The 14,308-nt window shown below is 67.5% G+C and carries 12 protein-coding genes; 10 read left to right on the top strand and 2 right to left on the bottom strand.

Going from position 1 to position 14,308, the window contains the following annotated elements; translation table 11 throughout:
• Positions 1 to 104 precede the first annotated feature (104 nt).
• The 3 genes from ENSA7_RS35190 (at position 105) to ENSA7_RS35180 (ending at position 4,190) form a co-directional block, all read left to right on the top strand.
• On the top strand, positions 105 to 2,873 hold the full coding sequence (locus ENSA7_RS35190) for a spermine/spermidine synthase domain-containing protein (protein ID WP_106093796.1): 2,769 nt from the start codon (positions 105 to 107) through the stop codon (positions 2,871 to 2,873).
• Positions 2,874 to 2,897: 24 nt separating this feature from the next.
• Positions 2,898 to 3,689: an SseB family protein gene (locus ENSA7_RS35185; protein WP_106093795.1), complete on the top strand. Its 792-nt coding sequence runs from the start codon at positions 2,898 to 2,900 to the stop codon at positions 3,687 to 3,689.
• 99 nt (positions 3,690 to 3,788) lie between these two features.
• Positions 3,789 to 4,190: a CBS domain-containing protein gene (locus ENSA7_RS35180; RefSeq protein WP_106093794.1), complete on the top strand. Its 402-nt coding sequence runs from the start codon at positions 3,789 to 3,791 to the stop codon at positions 4,188 to 4,190.
• Positions 4,191 to 4,237: 47 nt separating this feature from the next.
• Here ENSA7_RS35180 and ENSA7_RS35175 read toward each other — a convergent pair whose 3' ends face one another.
• Entirely contained in the window at positions 4,238 to 4,495 is a 258-nt protein-coding gene (locus tag ENSA7_RS35175) for a hypothetical protein (protein ID WP_106093793.1), read from the bottom strand.
• 263 nt (positions 4,496 to 4,758) lie between these two features.
• Here ENSA7_RS35175 and ENSA7_RS35170 point away from each other — a divergent pair, with 263 nt between their 5' ends.
• The 7 genes from ENSA7_RS35170 to ENSA7_RS35140 all read left to right on the top strand — a co-directional run bounded on the left by ENSA7_RS35170 (position 4,759) and on the right by ENSA7_RS35140 (position 14,040).
• The gene (locus ENSA7_RS35170) at positions 4,759 to 5,835 is read left to right on the top strand and encodes a hypothetical protein (protein ID WP_106093792.1); all 1,077 of its coding nucleotides are present in this window, start codon (positions 4,759 to 4,761) and stop codon (positions 5,833 to 5,835) included.
• 169 nt (positions 5,836 to 6,004) lie between these two features.
• Positions 6,005 to 7,534, top strand: coding sequence for an anti-phage dCTP deaminase (locus tag ENSA7_RS35165; RefSeq protein WP_181234416.1), 1,530 nt, complete (start codon positions 6,005 to 6,007; stop codon positions 7,532 to 7,534).
• 80 nt (positions 7,535 to 7,614) lie between these two features.
• Entirely contained in the window at positions 7,615 to 8,106 is a 492-nt protein-coding gene (locus tag ENSA7_RS35160) for a DUF488 family protein (protein WP_106093790.1), read from the top strand.
• Between the two features lie 82 nt (positions 8,107 to 8,188).
• Complete coding sequence (locus ENSA7_RS35155; RefSeq protein ID WP_106093789.1) at positions 8,189 to 9,478, top strand: FG-GAP repeat domain-containing protein; 1,290 nt, start codon at positions 8,189 to 8,191, stop codon at positions 9,476 to 9,478.
• A 248-nt stretch (positions 9,479 to 9,726) separates the two neighbouring features.
• On the top strand, positions 9,727 to 12,000 hold the full coding sequence (locus ENSA7_RS35150) for a hypothetical protein (protein ID WP_146158503.1): 2,274 nt from the start codon (positions 9,727 to 9,729) through the stop codon (positions 11,998 to 12,000).
• Positions 12,001 to 12,056: 56 nt separating this feature from the next.
• Entirely contained in the window at positions 12,057 to 13,229 is a 1,173-nt protein-coding gene (locus ENSA7_RS35145; protein WP_244924030.1) for a radical SAM protein, read from the top strand.
• A 352-nt stretch (positions 13,230 to 13,581) separates the two neighbouring features.
• Positions 13,582 to 14,040 (top strand): helix-turn-helix transcriptional regulator, encoded by a 459-nt coding sequence (locus tag ENSA7_RS35140; protein ID WP_106093786.1) that lies wholly within the window; start codon positions 13,582 to 13,584, stop codon positions 14,038 to 14,040.
• Here the strand turns inward: ENSA7_RS35140 and ENSA7_RS35135 are convergent.
• Positions 14,037 to 14,255: an amphi-Trp domain-containing protein gene (locus tag ENSA7_RS35135; protein WP_106093785.1), complete on the bottom strand. Its 219-nt coding sequence runs from the start codon at positions 14,253 to 14,255 to the stop codon at positions 14,037 to 14,039. The genes ENSA7_RS35140 and ENSA7_RS35135 overlap by 4 nt on opposite strands.
• Positions 14,256 to 14,308 lie beyond the last annotated feature (53 nt).

Raw genomic sequence — 14,308 nt, 5'->3', positions numbered from 1 at the left:
CTGCCATGAGCGGGCCGCGGATCGGCGAGCTAATTGTGTGATGCATGCGATCGCGTCAGTTGGCTCACGGGAGTTCGAGCGGGCTGCCGGGTAAGCTCTCGTCGATGGTCGGCCGAGCCCGTCGAGCCCACGCGAGGCGGGCTGGTCCGCGCCACGATCGCTCGCTGATGGCCGCCGCGGCGTTCGCTGGTGCGGCCGCGCTCGCGTGCGAGACCTCGTGGACGCGCCTGCTCGGGCTCGCGCTCGGGCATGAGCAGCTGGGCGTGCTGGCGGTGCTCGCTGGGTTCTTTGGCGGCATGGCGCTCGGGGCCGCGCTGGCGCACGCGCGCGCGGACTCGGTGCGGGCGCCAGCGCGCAGCTTCGCGCTGCTGCAGGTCGGCGTGGCCGCGTATGCGATCGCGTCGCCGTGGTCGCTGACGTGGTTTGGCGGGTGGCTGCCGGGTGCGCTCGGGCTCGCGGCGCCGGCTGTGCTGTCGGTCGTGGCTGCGGCGGTCATCTTGCTGCCCGCGACGCTGGCGCTGGGGGCCTCGCTGCCGCTGTTGGTCGCCGCGCGTCGACAGGTTGCGACCGACGACGCCCGCGGGCTCGCCCGGCTGTACGCGCTCGACACGATCGGCGCGACGCTGGGCGTGCTCGCGATGATCCACCTGCTGCTACCGGCCCTGGGTGTCCCGCGCGCGACGGCGGTGGCTGCAGCGCTTGCGCTCATCAGCGCCGGCTTGGCGAGCGCGGGCTGGGCGAATGAGCGTCCCAACGAGCAGGTTGAGCAAGCCGCGCCCGCGCGAGATCCCGACGACGGCCTGCTGCGCGAGCGCTGGATCTCGTACGTTGCGATCGGCGTGACGGGTCTGCTCGGCCTCGGCCTCGAGGTCATCGGCGTGCGGGTGCTGGCGCAGGTGTTCTCGGGCACGATCTACAGCTTCGCGGATCTGCTGGCGGTGTGGCTGCTGGGCACGGGTCTGGGCGCAGGGTGTCACGCGCGGCTGTCTGCGCGCGCGCTCGGTCGGCGACCGGCGACGGTGTTGGTCGCGCTGGTGTGGGCGCTGGCGCTGAGCGTCGCGCTCACGGCGATGCTGGCCAAGGCCGCGCCGGAGCTGCTCGAGTGGCTGGCCCCGCCGTCGAGCGCGTGGGGTCGCCGACAGCTGGCCGAGCTGGCGACCGCGGGGATCGTGCTGGGTCCGACGACGATCCTGATGGGCGCCTGCTTTGCCCACTTGCTCGCGCTGATCGCCGCGCCCGATCCCAACGTCACCCCAGCTCGCCCGCGATCGATCGGCCTCGCGCTGGCGATCAACGGGCTGGCCGCCGCCGCCGCGCCGGTCGTGTTTGGCCTGTGGGCGATCGGCTCGCTCACCTACGCCGAGGTATGGGCCGCGATTGCGTGGGGCTACCTGCTGCTCGCGGTCGGAATTGCATGGCTGCGCCGGTTCCCGCCGCGCGTGATCGCGTTTGGATCGATCGTCGGTGGCCTCACCCTGCTGAGCGCGGGCGCGGGCGCGGGCTCACTGGTGCTGGTCGAGGACGAGGGCGACGCGTGGACGATCGTCGAGCGCCGCGAAGGCTCGCTCGGGGTCGTCGGGGTCAGCCGCACCACGCAGGCCCCAGGTAGCATTGAGCGGCCGCTGCTGCGCCTGCGTGTCGATCGGCACTTTCGCATGGGCGGCGCGCTGAGCATCGGGGAGCGCCGCATGGGCCACGTGTCGATGTTGCTCGCCGGCCCCGAAGCTCGCGCGGCGCTGTTTCTCGGGCTCGGCACCGGGGCGACCGCGGGCGCGGGGTTGAGCTACCCGCTCACGCAGCTGACCGGCGTCGAGCTGGTACCCGACGTGATCGAGATGCTGCCCCACTTCGAGGCCGTCAACGCAGGCCTGACCACAGATCCACGTGTACGGCTACTACCCGTCGACGCCCGCCGGTTCTTGCGGGCCGACAACGGCGCCCACGATCTGATCGTCGCCGATCTGTTTCACCCCGCCCGCGACGGGGCCGGCAGCCTCTACGCCCGCGAGCAATTCACCGCCGCGCGCGAGCGCCTGAGCCCAGGTGGGTTGTTCGTCCAGTGGCTCCCGCTCTACCAGCTCGACTGGCGCTCACTGCAGATGATCGCGCGGACCTTCGTGGACGTGTTCCCGCATGCTCACGCGATGCTGGCGCTGTACAACGTCGAGACCCCGGCGCTCGGCTTGATCGGCAGCGCGTCCGAGATCCAGATCAGCCTCGCGCAGCTCGAGCGGGCGCTCGCTGACCCCGAGCGCTCGGCCCTGTATCGCGAGCTCGCGCTCACCGATCCCCGCGACTTCTTGGCCGGCTACATGCTCGACCGAGCCGGCCTGATCGAGCTCGCTGGCGACGCGCCGATCAACGACGACCTGCACCCGCGCGTGGAGCTGTTGGCACCGCGGGCCGAGCTGGGACCGCTGACCGGCGCCGACAACCTCGAGCGCCTGCTCACCCAGCGCCGGGCCTGGCCAGACGGCTTCGTGACCGACCCAGATCCGGCGGCGCTCGCCCGCTATCGAGCCGCCACCGCGGGCTTCGCTGACGCGCTGGCGCACTATCTTCAAGGTGAGCTCGCGCTGCGTCGGCGGCTTGCGAGTGCGCCCTCGACCGCGCCCGTGTTCACCCGTGAGCTGCTCGCGCCCTACCTCGCCGCGTACCTGCGCGAGCCCGCGTTCTTGCCCGCGCGGCCGCGCTTGTTCGCCGCCGCCGAAGCCGATCCGATCCTCGCGGAGTGGTTGTTGCCCGCGATGCTCGAGCGCACCCCCAACCACCGCCGCGCTCACCAGGCGTGGCTGGCCCACCTGGCTCGCATCCATGATCAGCCCCGCCTCGACGTCGCGCTGGCGGCGTGGCGCGAGCTCGGTGGGGACTGAGACCCGATTGGGGTATGAAGCTGCGTGGCAATCAGCGCAGCTCCACCCCGCGAGCGTCTGCTCGACGCCCTCGAACAGCTCGCAGCCAGCCGCGCTCGGGAGGCGCGCCTGGTCCTTCAGGCTGGCCCGATCTACCTGGTCTGGATCGCCCGTGCTGGCGACGACCAGCTCGAGCAAGAGAGCGTCTCGAGCACGGTCTTACCGCCGGCTTACAAGCTCACCACCGAGCGCGGGATGCTGCTGCGCGAGCTCGGCTTCGCCAAGCCCAGCGGTCGCCGCAATTGGAAGCGACGGCACCCGCGGACCCGGGCCAGCCTGGAGGAGGTCGTCGACCAGACCCTGGACATCCTCGCGCGGGTGTACGCAGTCGACCAGCCGATCCTGCTCGCGCTCCACGAAGATCCCAGGGACCACCCGCAAAACCCGGGACTGATCGCGGCCATGCGCGAGGTCGCCAAGGGCTGGGACGAGGCCAAGCGCCGAGCCATGTACAGCAACATGCTCAACGCGACCTTCCTGGTGCCGATCAATCTCGAGCCCGACCCCGACGCCGAGGGCAGCGAGGCGTTCCACGTGTTCGAGACCCACCCGAGCGGTCGCCCGACCCTGGGCGTGTTCACCGACTGGGCCTCGCTGCGGCTGTGGGAGCCACGGGGTCACGACTACTGGTCGATCCACGCCAGCCGCCTGTTCGTGATGGCGCTCGAGCGTCACCCCGTGACCCTTCAGATCAACCCCAACGGTGACATTGGCGGCGAGCTGTATTGTCACGAGGTCGAGATGCTGGTTCGCGCCGTGAAGAGCGTGCAGTCGTAGTCACCGGTATTGGCGCGGGCGCACGCGGTGCGGCTGCGAGCACTGCACGCGGCAACGCTCGCGCTTGTGGGCCGACACCCGCAAGAGCGACACGAGTGTATGAACAGCGAGACGAGCACGGTTGGCGATCACATGACCTCGAACCCGGTCACGATCCCCGCGGATCTGAGCCTGGCCGACGCCGCCCAGCGCATGCACGACCACGGCATTCGCCATCTCCCGGTCATCGATCAGGGCCACGTCGTGGGCATCGTCAGCGAGCGAGACCTGGCGCTGGTCATGGGGATCCCAGGTGTCGACAAAGAGCGCGTCGAGGTGACCGAGGCCATGCGGGCGCATCCCTACATTGTGGAGCCGAGCACGCCGCTCGTGCAGGTGGTCACGCTGATGCACGAGCGCAAGCTGGGGACCGCGGTGGTGATGGAGAAGGGCGAGCTGCGGGGGATCTTCAGCGTGATCGATGCTCTCGAGGCGCTGTTGATCATGCTTCAAGGTCGGTGAGACTCGAGGCTGCTCGAGTTTTCAACGCGGTGAGCGGATCTCATGCGTCAGACCGGGCAAGTCAGAAGCTGCGGAAGGGACGTGGGCCCAGCGCAGGGCGTGGTCTCCCAGAATAGCGCGGGATACGGCGTCGCCGCGAGGGCATCCACGAACACCGCCGCGAGCTCGAGATCCGTGACCCAGCCGTGCGCGACCTCGGCCCAGCTCATCGGCGCGCCCGCGCGAGTCAGCGTGAGCTCGACCCCGCGCTCGGGCGCGACGTCGGCGAGGGGTGTAGGTTCGATACAATAGGGGCCGAGGCGCATACCTGATTCTACCCCTTCGACGTCGAGTTCGAGGGCCAGGGCGCCTGTCGGCTTGGGGACCCGTTATTTCACAATGACAAGAATACGGTCAAATAGCGTGAACCGCCGAGCTTCGGGCGAGATCGTGGCCCAGGACAAGACGGCCTACGGTCACGTGCGCCTCGCAGCGAGCACGAGTCGTGAACTTTACGCCAGGGACACGCCATGCCAACCTGCGCCGAATGCCTCGCACGAACTTACCGCTCATCCTCGGTCTTCCGCTCATGCTCTCGACCACGCTGGCGACCGGTTGCGGGTGGATCGACAAGGCCGCCGCCAAAGACACGAAGGTCGTCGTCTACTCGGCCGGGCCCGCCACGAGCGTGGCGATCGACGGCGGCGAGGCCGTCGAGCTCGGGGCCGGAAAGTTTCAGTCGTTCGCCGTGGGCCCTGGCACACACGAGCTCGTGTTCGACGGCAGCCGCAAGGTCTCGGTCACGCTCGAGGCGTTCGATCGCTGGGTCGTGCCCGCGGCCGCCGACCAGTGCTTCTTCTCGATCGACGTGTCGAGCAGCCACTACAGCGCGGACGGCAAGAACCGCTTGGGCGGGCCCGACATCACCAAGCGACAGCAGCAGTCCGAGCCGTTCAAGTTCCCGCCGCAGCACTACTTGACCGAGAAAGAGCTGCCCGCCGAGGTCTCCAGCGGCACGCTGCTCTACATGCTGCGCAGCTTGCCCTGCGACGAGCTCGATCGGCTCGAGGCAGGCCTCGATGGCAGCCCGACCTCCGAGCCCGCGCCGCCGGCCGATCCGACGCTCGCGCGCTTGGTCGAGTTCAGCGCCGCGATCGGTTGCGATGCGCCCGAGGGCGTGGCCAAGGCGTGGTGTGTGGCCGCGGGCGCGTGGACCCACGTCGACGACGCCAAGCTGCCGCTACCGGATACGGGCAAGAGCTACGTCGGTCTTCGGGTCGAGATCCCGGCCGACGGGGAGCTCGCGTCGGTGCTCGATGGGGCCAAGCTCTCGCTGCTCGCGATTCGGCCGGAAGCCGCCGCCGGCTTCGGTACGCTCAGCGGAGTCAACCCCGAGAACGACGACGAGCGCCAGGAGCTCGATGCCGCGATGGCCTCGGTCCGCGCCGTGTTCACCGGCGACGCCAAGGCGGTCGAGCTCCGCGACGGAATTGGGGCCTACGTCGATACGCTACCGGCGAGCGCCGCGACCTCGCTGACGGCGACCGAGCGTGGTTGGACGATCGGCGATGGCGAGGCCGAGCTGCGCGCGGCTGGGCCCTTGGTCGTCGCGCTCGAGCACGACGGCGCCGGCAACCTGGCGCTCTCGTTCCACCTGCCGCGCTGAACAACCGGAGCGGGCCAAGGTTCGTCCGCACTCGATCGACGACGACCCAAACGCAGCGTTGTTTGCTGACGACCTGTGGCTGCGGGCCGAGACACCGGCGCGTCGCTGAGTGAGCACTCGAGATGCAAACACTTGCGCGATACACGGCATGCATGGACAATCAATCTCGATGCCGAAAGAAAGCGTCAAACATCTGCCTGTGCTGGGACGACAGGGAGACCGGCTCAAGGCGAAGCTCGCGGCGCGCCAGAGCTCTGACCTCGTGTTCGCCGTGGTGGGATACCTGGGATCGGGCGCATCGCTTGTGGCTCGGTTGCTCTCCGAGCAAGCGAACGTGCTCGGTTTTACCCCTCTGAAAATCGAGCTGTCCCGCAAAATCGCCGAGCGAAGCGGAATTCCTCTTCACGAACCCGCTAGCATCGCTCGGACCAGGAGTTTGCAAGACGGGGGAGACGAGCTTCGTAAAAAATATGGTGCGAGCTTCGTCGCGGGACTCGGAATCAATCAAATCTATGAAATACGGCAGCAGGTCGACGAGGCCAGGCCTCGGCTCTTCATCATCGATTCACTCAAACACCAAGCCGAGGTCGAGATTCTGCGTGAAATATATGGCAGCAGCTTCTATCTCATCGCGGTCGTTTGTAACGAGTCCACGCGCAAAGGCCGTTTGAGGAAGAAATTCAAGCACGAACCTCCCGGGCAGGACTCCGAGGTCTTGAATGCCTTGATGAAGGACGATCGCAAGGGCGCAGAAGACTTTGGTCAACAGGTCCGCAAGACCTCACAACTCGCGGATTTTTTCATCGCCAACGAAGATCAGGACGAGGAGGGGCTGGCCACCCAACTGGATCGTTTCTTGCTCGCGGTAACTGGACGCGAAGTGGTACGCCCAACCCGTGACGAGCGCGGCATGCATGCAGCCTGGAGCGCTTCGTTGCGCTCTTCATGCATGTCCCGGCAGGTCGGTGCGGCCATCGTTGGTCCAAATGGCGAGCTGCTCGCAACCGGCACCAATGATCCTCCCGCACCTGGTGGTGGCGTCTACCAAGTAGGGAGCGAACCGGACCACCGGTGCTTCAAGTGGCCGGGCGATCAGCAGCGAAGTTATTGCCGCAACGACCGCGCGAAACAGGACATCTACAAAGAGGTCTATACAGTGATGAACGAGGCGGGTTTACTCAGCGCGACGAACCCCGAAGCGATCGCTAGGGCGCTGGGCTCGACGCGAATTGGTGCGCTCATCGAGTTTTCTCGTGCCATTCACGCCGAGATGGACGCGCTGCTGCAGATCGCCCGTCACGGTGGAGGAATTCCCAAGCAGACCAGTTTGTTTGGCCGAGTTTATCCCTGCCACAGCTGCGCACGCCACATCGTGGCGGCGGGCATTGCTGAAGTGGTGTACATCGAGCCGTACGACAAGAGCATGGCCATCGAGCTGCACGCGGACGCGATCCGTGAGGTCTCGGTTCCCAAGACCACCGCCGACGACGACACGCGCGTAATTTTCAGGCTCTTCAGCGGGGTCGCGCCCCGCCGCTACGCGGCCTTGTTCGAGAAGCGCCGAGATCTAAAGGATGCGCGGGGGGCGCTGATCCAGGTCGAGCAGGCTCCGGGGCACACGGATCCAGTGCTCACCGGGAGCTTCCTCGATCTCGAGAAAGAGCTGGCGGCGGACGTTCAGGCTGCGCTAGATTCCTGACCGTGGCCCTCGATGAGCAGCGACCGCGTCTGCGCGCGCTCGACGGCGGAGGCGAGCCTTCTCTCGCGAGGAGGGGCAGCATGCTGATCGCCGCAGGCAAACGAGCTCGGGGCGCCGGGACACAGCTCGCGCTGCCGAACACGGATCTCAACCCGAGGTCGGTGGTGATCGCTAGCGTGGCAGTGCTCGGACATCTCGGTCTGAGCTGGGCGCTGCGGACCCATGGCGTGCGGCATCTCGTCGACCTTCGACTCGGACCGCTCTACCGACCCTTTGGGCTCGACGGTGAGGGCTTTTTTGATCTCGTTGCTGAGCTTGGCGTCCGCTACGAGCACCGTAGGTCCCTGGCTGATCCCTACATTGGCGACGCTTGGCACGAGGAGCGCTATCGGCAGCTGCTGGAGGAGCACTACCGTGAACAGGCCCAGTCCGTGCGGGCGCTCAGGAGCCTGATCGACGAGGGCCCGGTGATGCTGCTCTTGCCGAGCTACACTGGCTTGGTGCAGCAGATCTTGCTGCGGGCACTCGGGGCTGTGGAATCTGGCTTCGAGTATTTTCAGCTCGAGCGGTGAGCTCGACCACAAGTCACGCTGCCGGCGAGAATTCGCCGTCGAACCCTGACGACCTCCAAGCGCGCGGCGGTTAGAATGCGCCATGCCTCGCGCCCTCAGCTTGCCGCTCGCCGTGATCCTCACCAGCAGCGTCGCGTGCTTCTCCGATCCGCTCGCCGATGACGGCCGGGTCAGCAGCTCGACCAGCTCGACCAGCGACAGCGGCTCGACGACCGACGATCCGACGACGAGTGACTCGGACACGAGTGACTCAACCACGAGCGACACGGACACGAGCGACACGGACACGAGCGACGACACCACCGACCCGGGCTGTCAGGATCCGGTCTGCTACGAGCCGGGGGTCGACTTCGGCGCGGGGTTTGGACCCGAGGCCGTGATCGTCGCGGACATCGACGGCGACGGCGTGAGCGACATCGTCACCGCCAACGCCGAGGGCGACAACATCGCGGTGCTGCGGGGGCTGGGCGGGGGTGACTTCGCGGCGCCGAGCTTCTACGCGGCCGGCGACGACCCCGTGACGCTCGCGGCCGTGAACCTCGATCCGCAGGCGCCGGGTGACGGTGGCATCGACATCGTCGTGGGCAATCGGGCTGGCCAGTCGATGAGCGTGCTGATCAACACGGGCAACAACGTCGCGTTTGGGCCGCCCGAGATCGAGCCGATCGGGGTCGGGCTCGTCGATCTCGACACCGGTAATTTCACCCTCGACAGCGACTTCGAGAGCGTCGTCGGGGCGATCGGTGATCAGGGCATGCTGATCACACATGGGACCGGGCTCGGCATCGCCGGCGATCTCGACGCCGCGCCCACGACCGAGCCATCGGTGGCCGTGACCGCCGGCTTCCTGACTCAGGACGCCTACTCCGACTTCATCTCGCTGTCCAACGTCGCCCCCGCCCTGACCGTCGTTCACTTCATCGCGGAGGAGCCCTACCTGGACATCTTCGATCTGTTGATCGCCGACGCCGGTGACGATCTGGCGCTCGCCAGCCTCAACGCGGATCCCAACTTGGATCTGGTCATTGCCTCGCGCGCGCTCGAGATCATCACGGTGTTCCCCGGTGACGGCAACGGCATGTTTGGCGCAGCGACGGCGATCTCGATCGACGCTGGGGCCGACTCGCTGGCGGTCGGCGACGTCGACGATGACGGCAAGGTCGACGTGGTGTTCAGCGCGTCGGCGGTCGACGAGGTCGGCCTGATGTTTGGCAACGGCGACACGAGCTTGGCCCTGCCGGTGTACTTCGACGTCGGCATGCGGCCGATGGCCGTGGCGCTCGCCGACTTCAACGCCGACGGCCAGCTCGACATCGTCACCGCCAACGCCGACGCCAACAACGTCACGGTGCTGCTGTCCGCTATCCCCTGATCTGTGTGATCCCAGGCTCGAGGTTCAGCTCTGGATGGCGACCCCGCGTCACCTCGTGCCACGATATTCGGGTTTGATCGGGAGGCGGACTCGGAGCAGTGAACGCCGTTCCTGGGTCGCTGGGGCCGGTTGTGAGCCGTATCGACTTCATCGATGGCAATCATGTGACCAGCCTATTTGTCCGAGCGCCGTCGTCACGAATACTGGCTTGCGTCCGTCGAGACAGCGGATGTCGCTCGACGTCGTGAGTGAACCACAATCATCGCATGGGAAAACTGCGATATCCCCTATCAGGAGCACCCGTGACCCGCTTTATCAGTCGCCTTCGCCATCACATCGTCAATTTCTACTGCCAGAACACTGCGGCGGCAGGTCTGCTGGCATCACGCGCAGCTGAGGCGCCGGTGCTGGACGAGGTGCTCGCGTTGTTCGCCGCCCCTGGCACGCGCAGTGCGCCCAATGTCTCGTCACCACGCCCGCGCTCGTTGACTCAACGCGGGGTCGAGGGCGAGCTGGCTCGACTGGAGCGGCACGCGGCCGTGCTCGATGGCTGGCTCGCGGGGCGCCCCGATGCCCTCCGCGGATACGCGCGCGATGCCGAGGCCGCCGAAGCGCGGTGGTCGGGGCTCGAGACGCTCGAGCGGCAAGCTGGCGAGGCGGGGCGACGCCTCATTCTCGACTCCGGGGGCTCCGAGCGCGTGCCCCTGTTGTGCCGGCTGATGATCGTCCATCTCGCGACGCAGGTCGAGATGACGCACGCCGTTCACGGGGCGCGGCGAGGCAGCTGGGCGGCCGCGGACGAGCGCCTCGCGGCCACGTTTCGCATGTACGCCGAGGCGCTCCGGGAGGCGGCGGACGCCGCCGTGACGGAGCGCCTGAGGTCGATCGCTCAGGACTGTGACGGTAATATCACCGACCCGTGGGCCGACGACGAGTACACCGCGGACTGGACGGCCTGGTACGAGAAGGTGCTTGTCAACGAGCCCAACGGATCGCAGCTGCAGCACTACCTCGCCCACGTGACCCGAGACGTCACCCTCGAGCTGCGGGACGGGATCGCGGGCGTGGTGCGCTGCTGCGCTACCGCGGTCGGGGTGCCGCCAGAGGGCTGGTACGCGGAATCTAGCCCGCTGCAGCTTGGCGACCGGGTCATGCTCTGTGGCGGCAGCGCCTGGCCGATCGGCAGCGGCGGCCTGCTCGGCGCGGCGGGGACCCTCCACGAGGACGAGGGGCCAGCGGTGTGGACGTTGCTGGGCGCGCACAACCAGCAGCCCGGCGACACGCTGTTGACTGAAGACGTGTTCCATCTTCAGTCGACAGCGGACCAGCGCTACCTCCACGACTGCACGTCCGAAGCGGGCCCGATCCTGGCAGACTGCCCGCAGCCGGGCGGCAGCTTCTTCGTGCGCGCCATGGAGATCCCGCGCGGGGAGCCGGCGACGACCCGCGCGACCTATTTCCTGGTCGGCGCGCACTCGGGCGCCTATCTCCAGATCGGCGACGACGGGGCGCTGGGTCTGCGACCCTGGACCAAGACGGATCATGCCGGCCCCGTGTTTCCGACGTGGTCCTTCGTCGAGGCCCCAACCCCGCCGCCTACGCTCAGGGCCGCGACGGCCCCCAGTGAGAAGGACCTGACCGTGGCCTTCCTCAACACCTTGGGGCACCTGTCGGGGATCCCGGGCTTCCAGATCGTGGGTACCGTGATCGGGCTGGTGTGGCCGAAGGAGCCGGTGCCGACGTGGGCACAGATCCGGGCCGAGTTTACCCGGATGATCGGCGAGGCGCTCGCGACCTTCGAGCTCGGTCAACTGTCGAATTACATCGATGGGATCGAGCGGAAAATGGAGACGTATCATCACAACGCCATCACGTTCGGGCCGAACGCCAATCCGCTCCAGCTAGACAACCTGGCTGACGAGTTGAAGGCGATCAACGGGGACCTGCTGCTGAATCTCAGCAATGTGCTCTACTCGGCGAACGCCGGCCTGCTTCAGACGTTGCCCTACTTCTGGAAAGTGGCGCGCTACAAGGCGGTCCTGATGAAGGAATTGGAGCTGTACGAGAACACCGCGTTCGATACCCAGTTCCAGATCAACGCGTTCGTGGATGAATCCCGGTCGCCGATGGTCGCCGTGCTGGACCAGCTGATGTCGAATCGCATGGGCGAGATCAGCTCGTCCCCCGAGCGCTACAATGAAGGGTTCGGCGCCTATCTCCTGCGCTACCGGGACAGGCGCACCGGGCAGGTGTTCAACGTCTCGAACAGCGCGTTCATGACGACGAGTAACTGTCACGCGTCCGTGGACTACCCGGGGTACAATAATTATGCGCGCAACCAGCTCAAAGCGTATCGTCGCAACATCCGCGACAGCTTTCTGCAAGACGTGATCGAGACGGAGGTCGTGCCCTTCAACGCGCTGGTGGAGCTCACCGAGGACCTGGCCGATCCCGACGCGCCAGGGCGATCTGCTCCGATCACCATGGTGGCCAGCGGGGACGACTCCTGGACAGTGTCGTGATCGCGCGCGCGCACCCGCTGGTCCGCGCGGACGGGGGCGTCGATCCGCTGCGGATCATGGTGGACCTCACCCGACGATGCAACCTGCGCTGTGGGTTCTGTGCATCGCGCTCCGATGACCCTCACCCGGAGCTGTCGGGGCCGGCGCTGCTCGACATCCTGCGCGCCGCCGACGAGCGCGGGGTGTTCGAGGTGACGCTCACGGGCGGCGAGCCGCTGCAATGGCCGGGGCTCGAGGAGGTGGCGGCGGCGGTGGGGCTCCGGGATCTTGCGAGGTTTCGGGACGCAGGGATCGGGGCTCGGAGGCGTGCTCTGGGTCGTGAGGGGTTGCATCACGGGCTCCTGGGATTCACTTCGCTGCAGATCGCCACCAACGCCACACTGATCGACGCGCGCGGCCTCGAGCTCGTCACGGCGCTCGCGCCTCGTCGCGTTCGTATCAGCCTGGATGGCCCCGCGGAGGTGCACGACCAGGTCAGGGGACCGGGAACGTTTGCGCGCGCCCTGGCGGGGCTCCGCCGGCTCCGCAGCCGCGTCGACCAGGTCGAGGTGGTCACCGTGGTGCACATGGGGAACCTCGGCCGCTGGCGGGAGCTGACGCAGATGCTGGTGGCCGAGGGCGTGGCCGCACACGATCTCTCGCCGCTGCATGCGACACCCGGCTGTGGAATGATGCCGTTGACACCCGCGGCGCTGCGCGAACTGGAGATGGAGATCGCAGACACGCGCGACGACCTGCCGGCGGCGTTTGATCTGCGCGTCTCCAGTATGGCAGCGGGCACGCGCTCGCTGTCGGCTCCGATCTCCGAGCTGACAGGGGTCCATCTGCGCGGCCTGTACGTCCTGGTCCAGCCCGATGGAACGCTGCTGCGAGGCGCGCCCGCGAAGCCGGGCTTTCCCAGTGGCCACGACCAGCTCGGTCGTCTTGGCGACACACTATTGGATCACTGTCTCGATCGCCATCCAATGCACTTCAGCGAGCCACCACCCGATGCGCTCGACCTCAGCTGGGCGCACCCCGCCGCGCTCTTCGGCCGAACGCCGCGGCCGCTGGACAGCGCGCTGTTGCAGCACATACAAGACAGCCCTGGTCGGTTTCGAATTCGACGTGACGAGCGCGCCGTGCTCTTGTTCGATACCGGGACATTTCGTGTCCATGTGGTGTCTCCAGACTTGCTCGATACAATACATTGCGGGTCATCGACTCCAGATCGACCGCCGCGTTTGTAACAGCGTGGGCGCCGAGCAAAACCGTCCTGGCGGTGCGGGCCGCCAGATCGTGTCATGGGCAAACTCGAGCTCGAGGCTGGTGATCTGGACCATCGACGCCTGCCCCAGATCTTCGCCACGCAGCACCGTTCCCCGGGGCCCGGCGACGCAGCCGAACTCGGCGAGGACCGGTCAACGGCCGCACCCAGACCCGGTGACGATCGGTGACGCCCGCTCCGCCTCACCCCCAAACCCCGCCAAACGACGTGCCGCGCGACCCAGACGCACGTTTGATTCGGAGACCATTGGTGACGCTGCGGTCCCTGACGGTTCGCCCCCGCCCCGCGCATGGTGCCGCGCGAGCCAAGCCGCCATGACCACGGATCCCGCCATCTCCCCGCGTCTCTCTCTTCGTCCCCCGCCGGCCGCCGAGGACCACCGCGTCGCACGGATCAACGAGGTGCTCGAGCTCCTCGTCGCCGGCCTGCGCGACGCGTTCGGCCTGTCCGAGCGGGAGCAGGCCGTCGCGCACGCGCTGCTGTTCGGCCGCAACAGCTACGCGATCGCGGGCCGGCTCGGGATCGACGAGCGCCGGGTGCTGCAGGCGATCCAGGATCTATTCGCCAAGACCAATACCGACTGCCGCGAGAGCCTCATGCGGCTCGCGCTGCGACTCGCGGGCGAGCGCGAGCTCGCTGACGCACCAATCGACCGCGCGCCCGCGCCGATGCACACCCACGCGAGCCCGGGCCCCGACGCACCCGCCTCGTGCGCGACGGCGTCCCAGTCCCGCTACGCGGGCGCGTGGCCAGCCGCAAAGAAGCGGACCTAGCTCTCGGACTTCCAGCGCAGCTGAAACTCCAGCTCTTCGCCGCCGCCCGCGGCCTCGTGCTCGATCGAGAGCTCGGCCTTGGCGGGGACGGTGAAGCGCTTGCCAGCGACTTGGATCCGAAACGACTCCCCAGCCTCGATCGCATCAGCGAGCCGACGGAGCGACTCGACAAAGGCCTGAGGTGTGCAGTCTCGCTCAACGTCTCGATCGGACATGGCGGGACTCTACTTCGAACCTTGGCCCCCACGCGAGCGCCCGACCAACCGTG

This window comes from Enhygromyxa salina (assembly GCF_002994635.1).
In the GTDB taxonomy this organism is placed as follows: Bacteria; Myxococcota_A; Polyangia; order Nannocystales; family Nannocystaceae; genus Plesiocystis; species Plesiocystis salina_B.
This window is presented reverse-complemented; position numbering and strand designations above follow the sequence as displayed.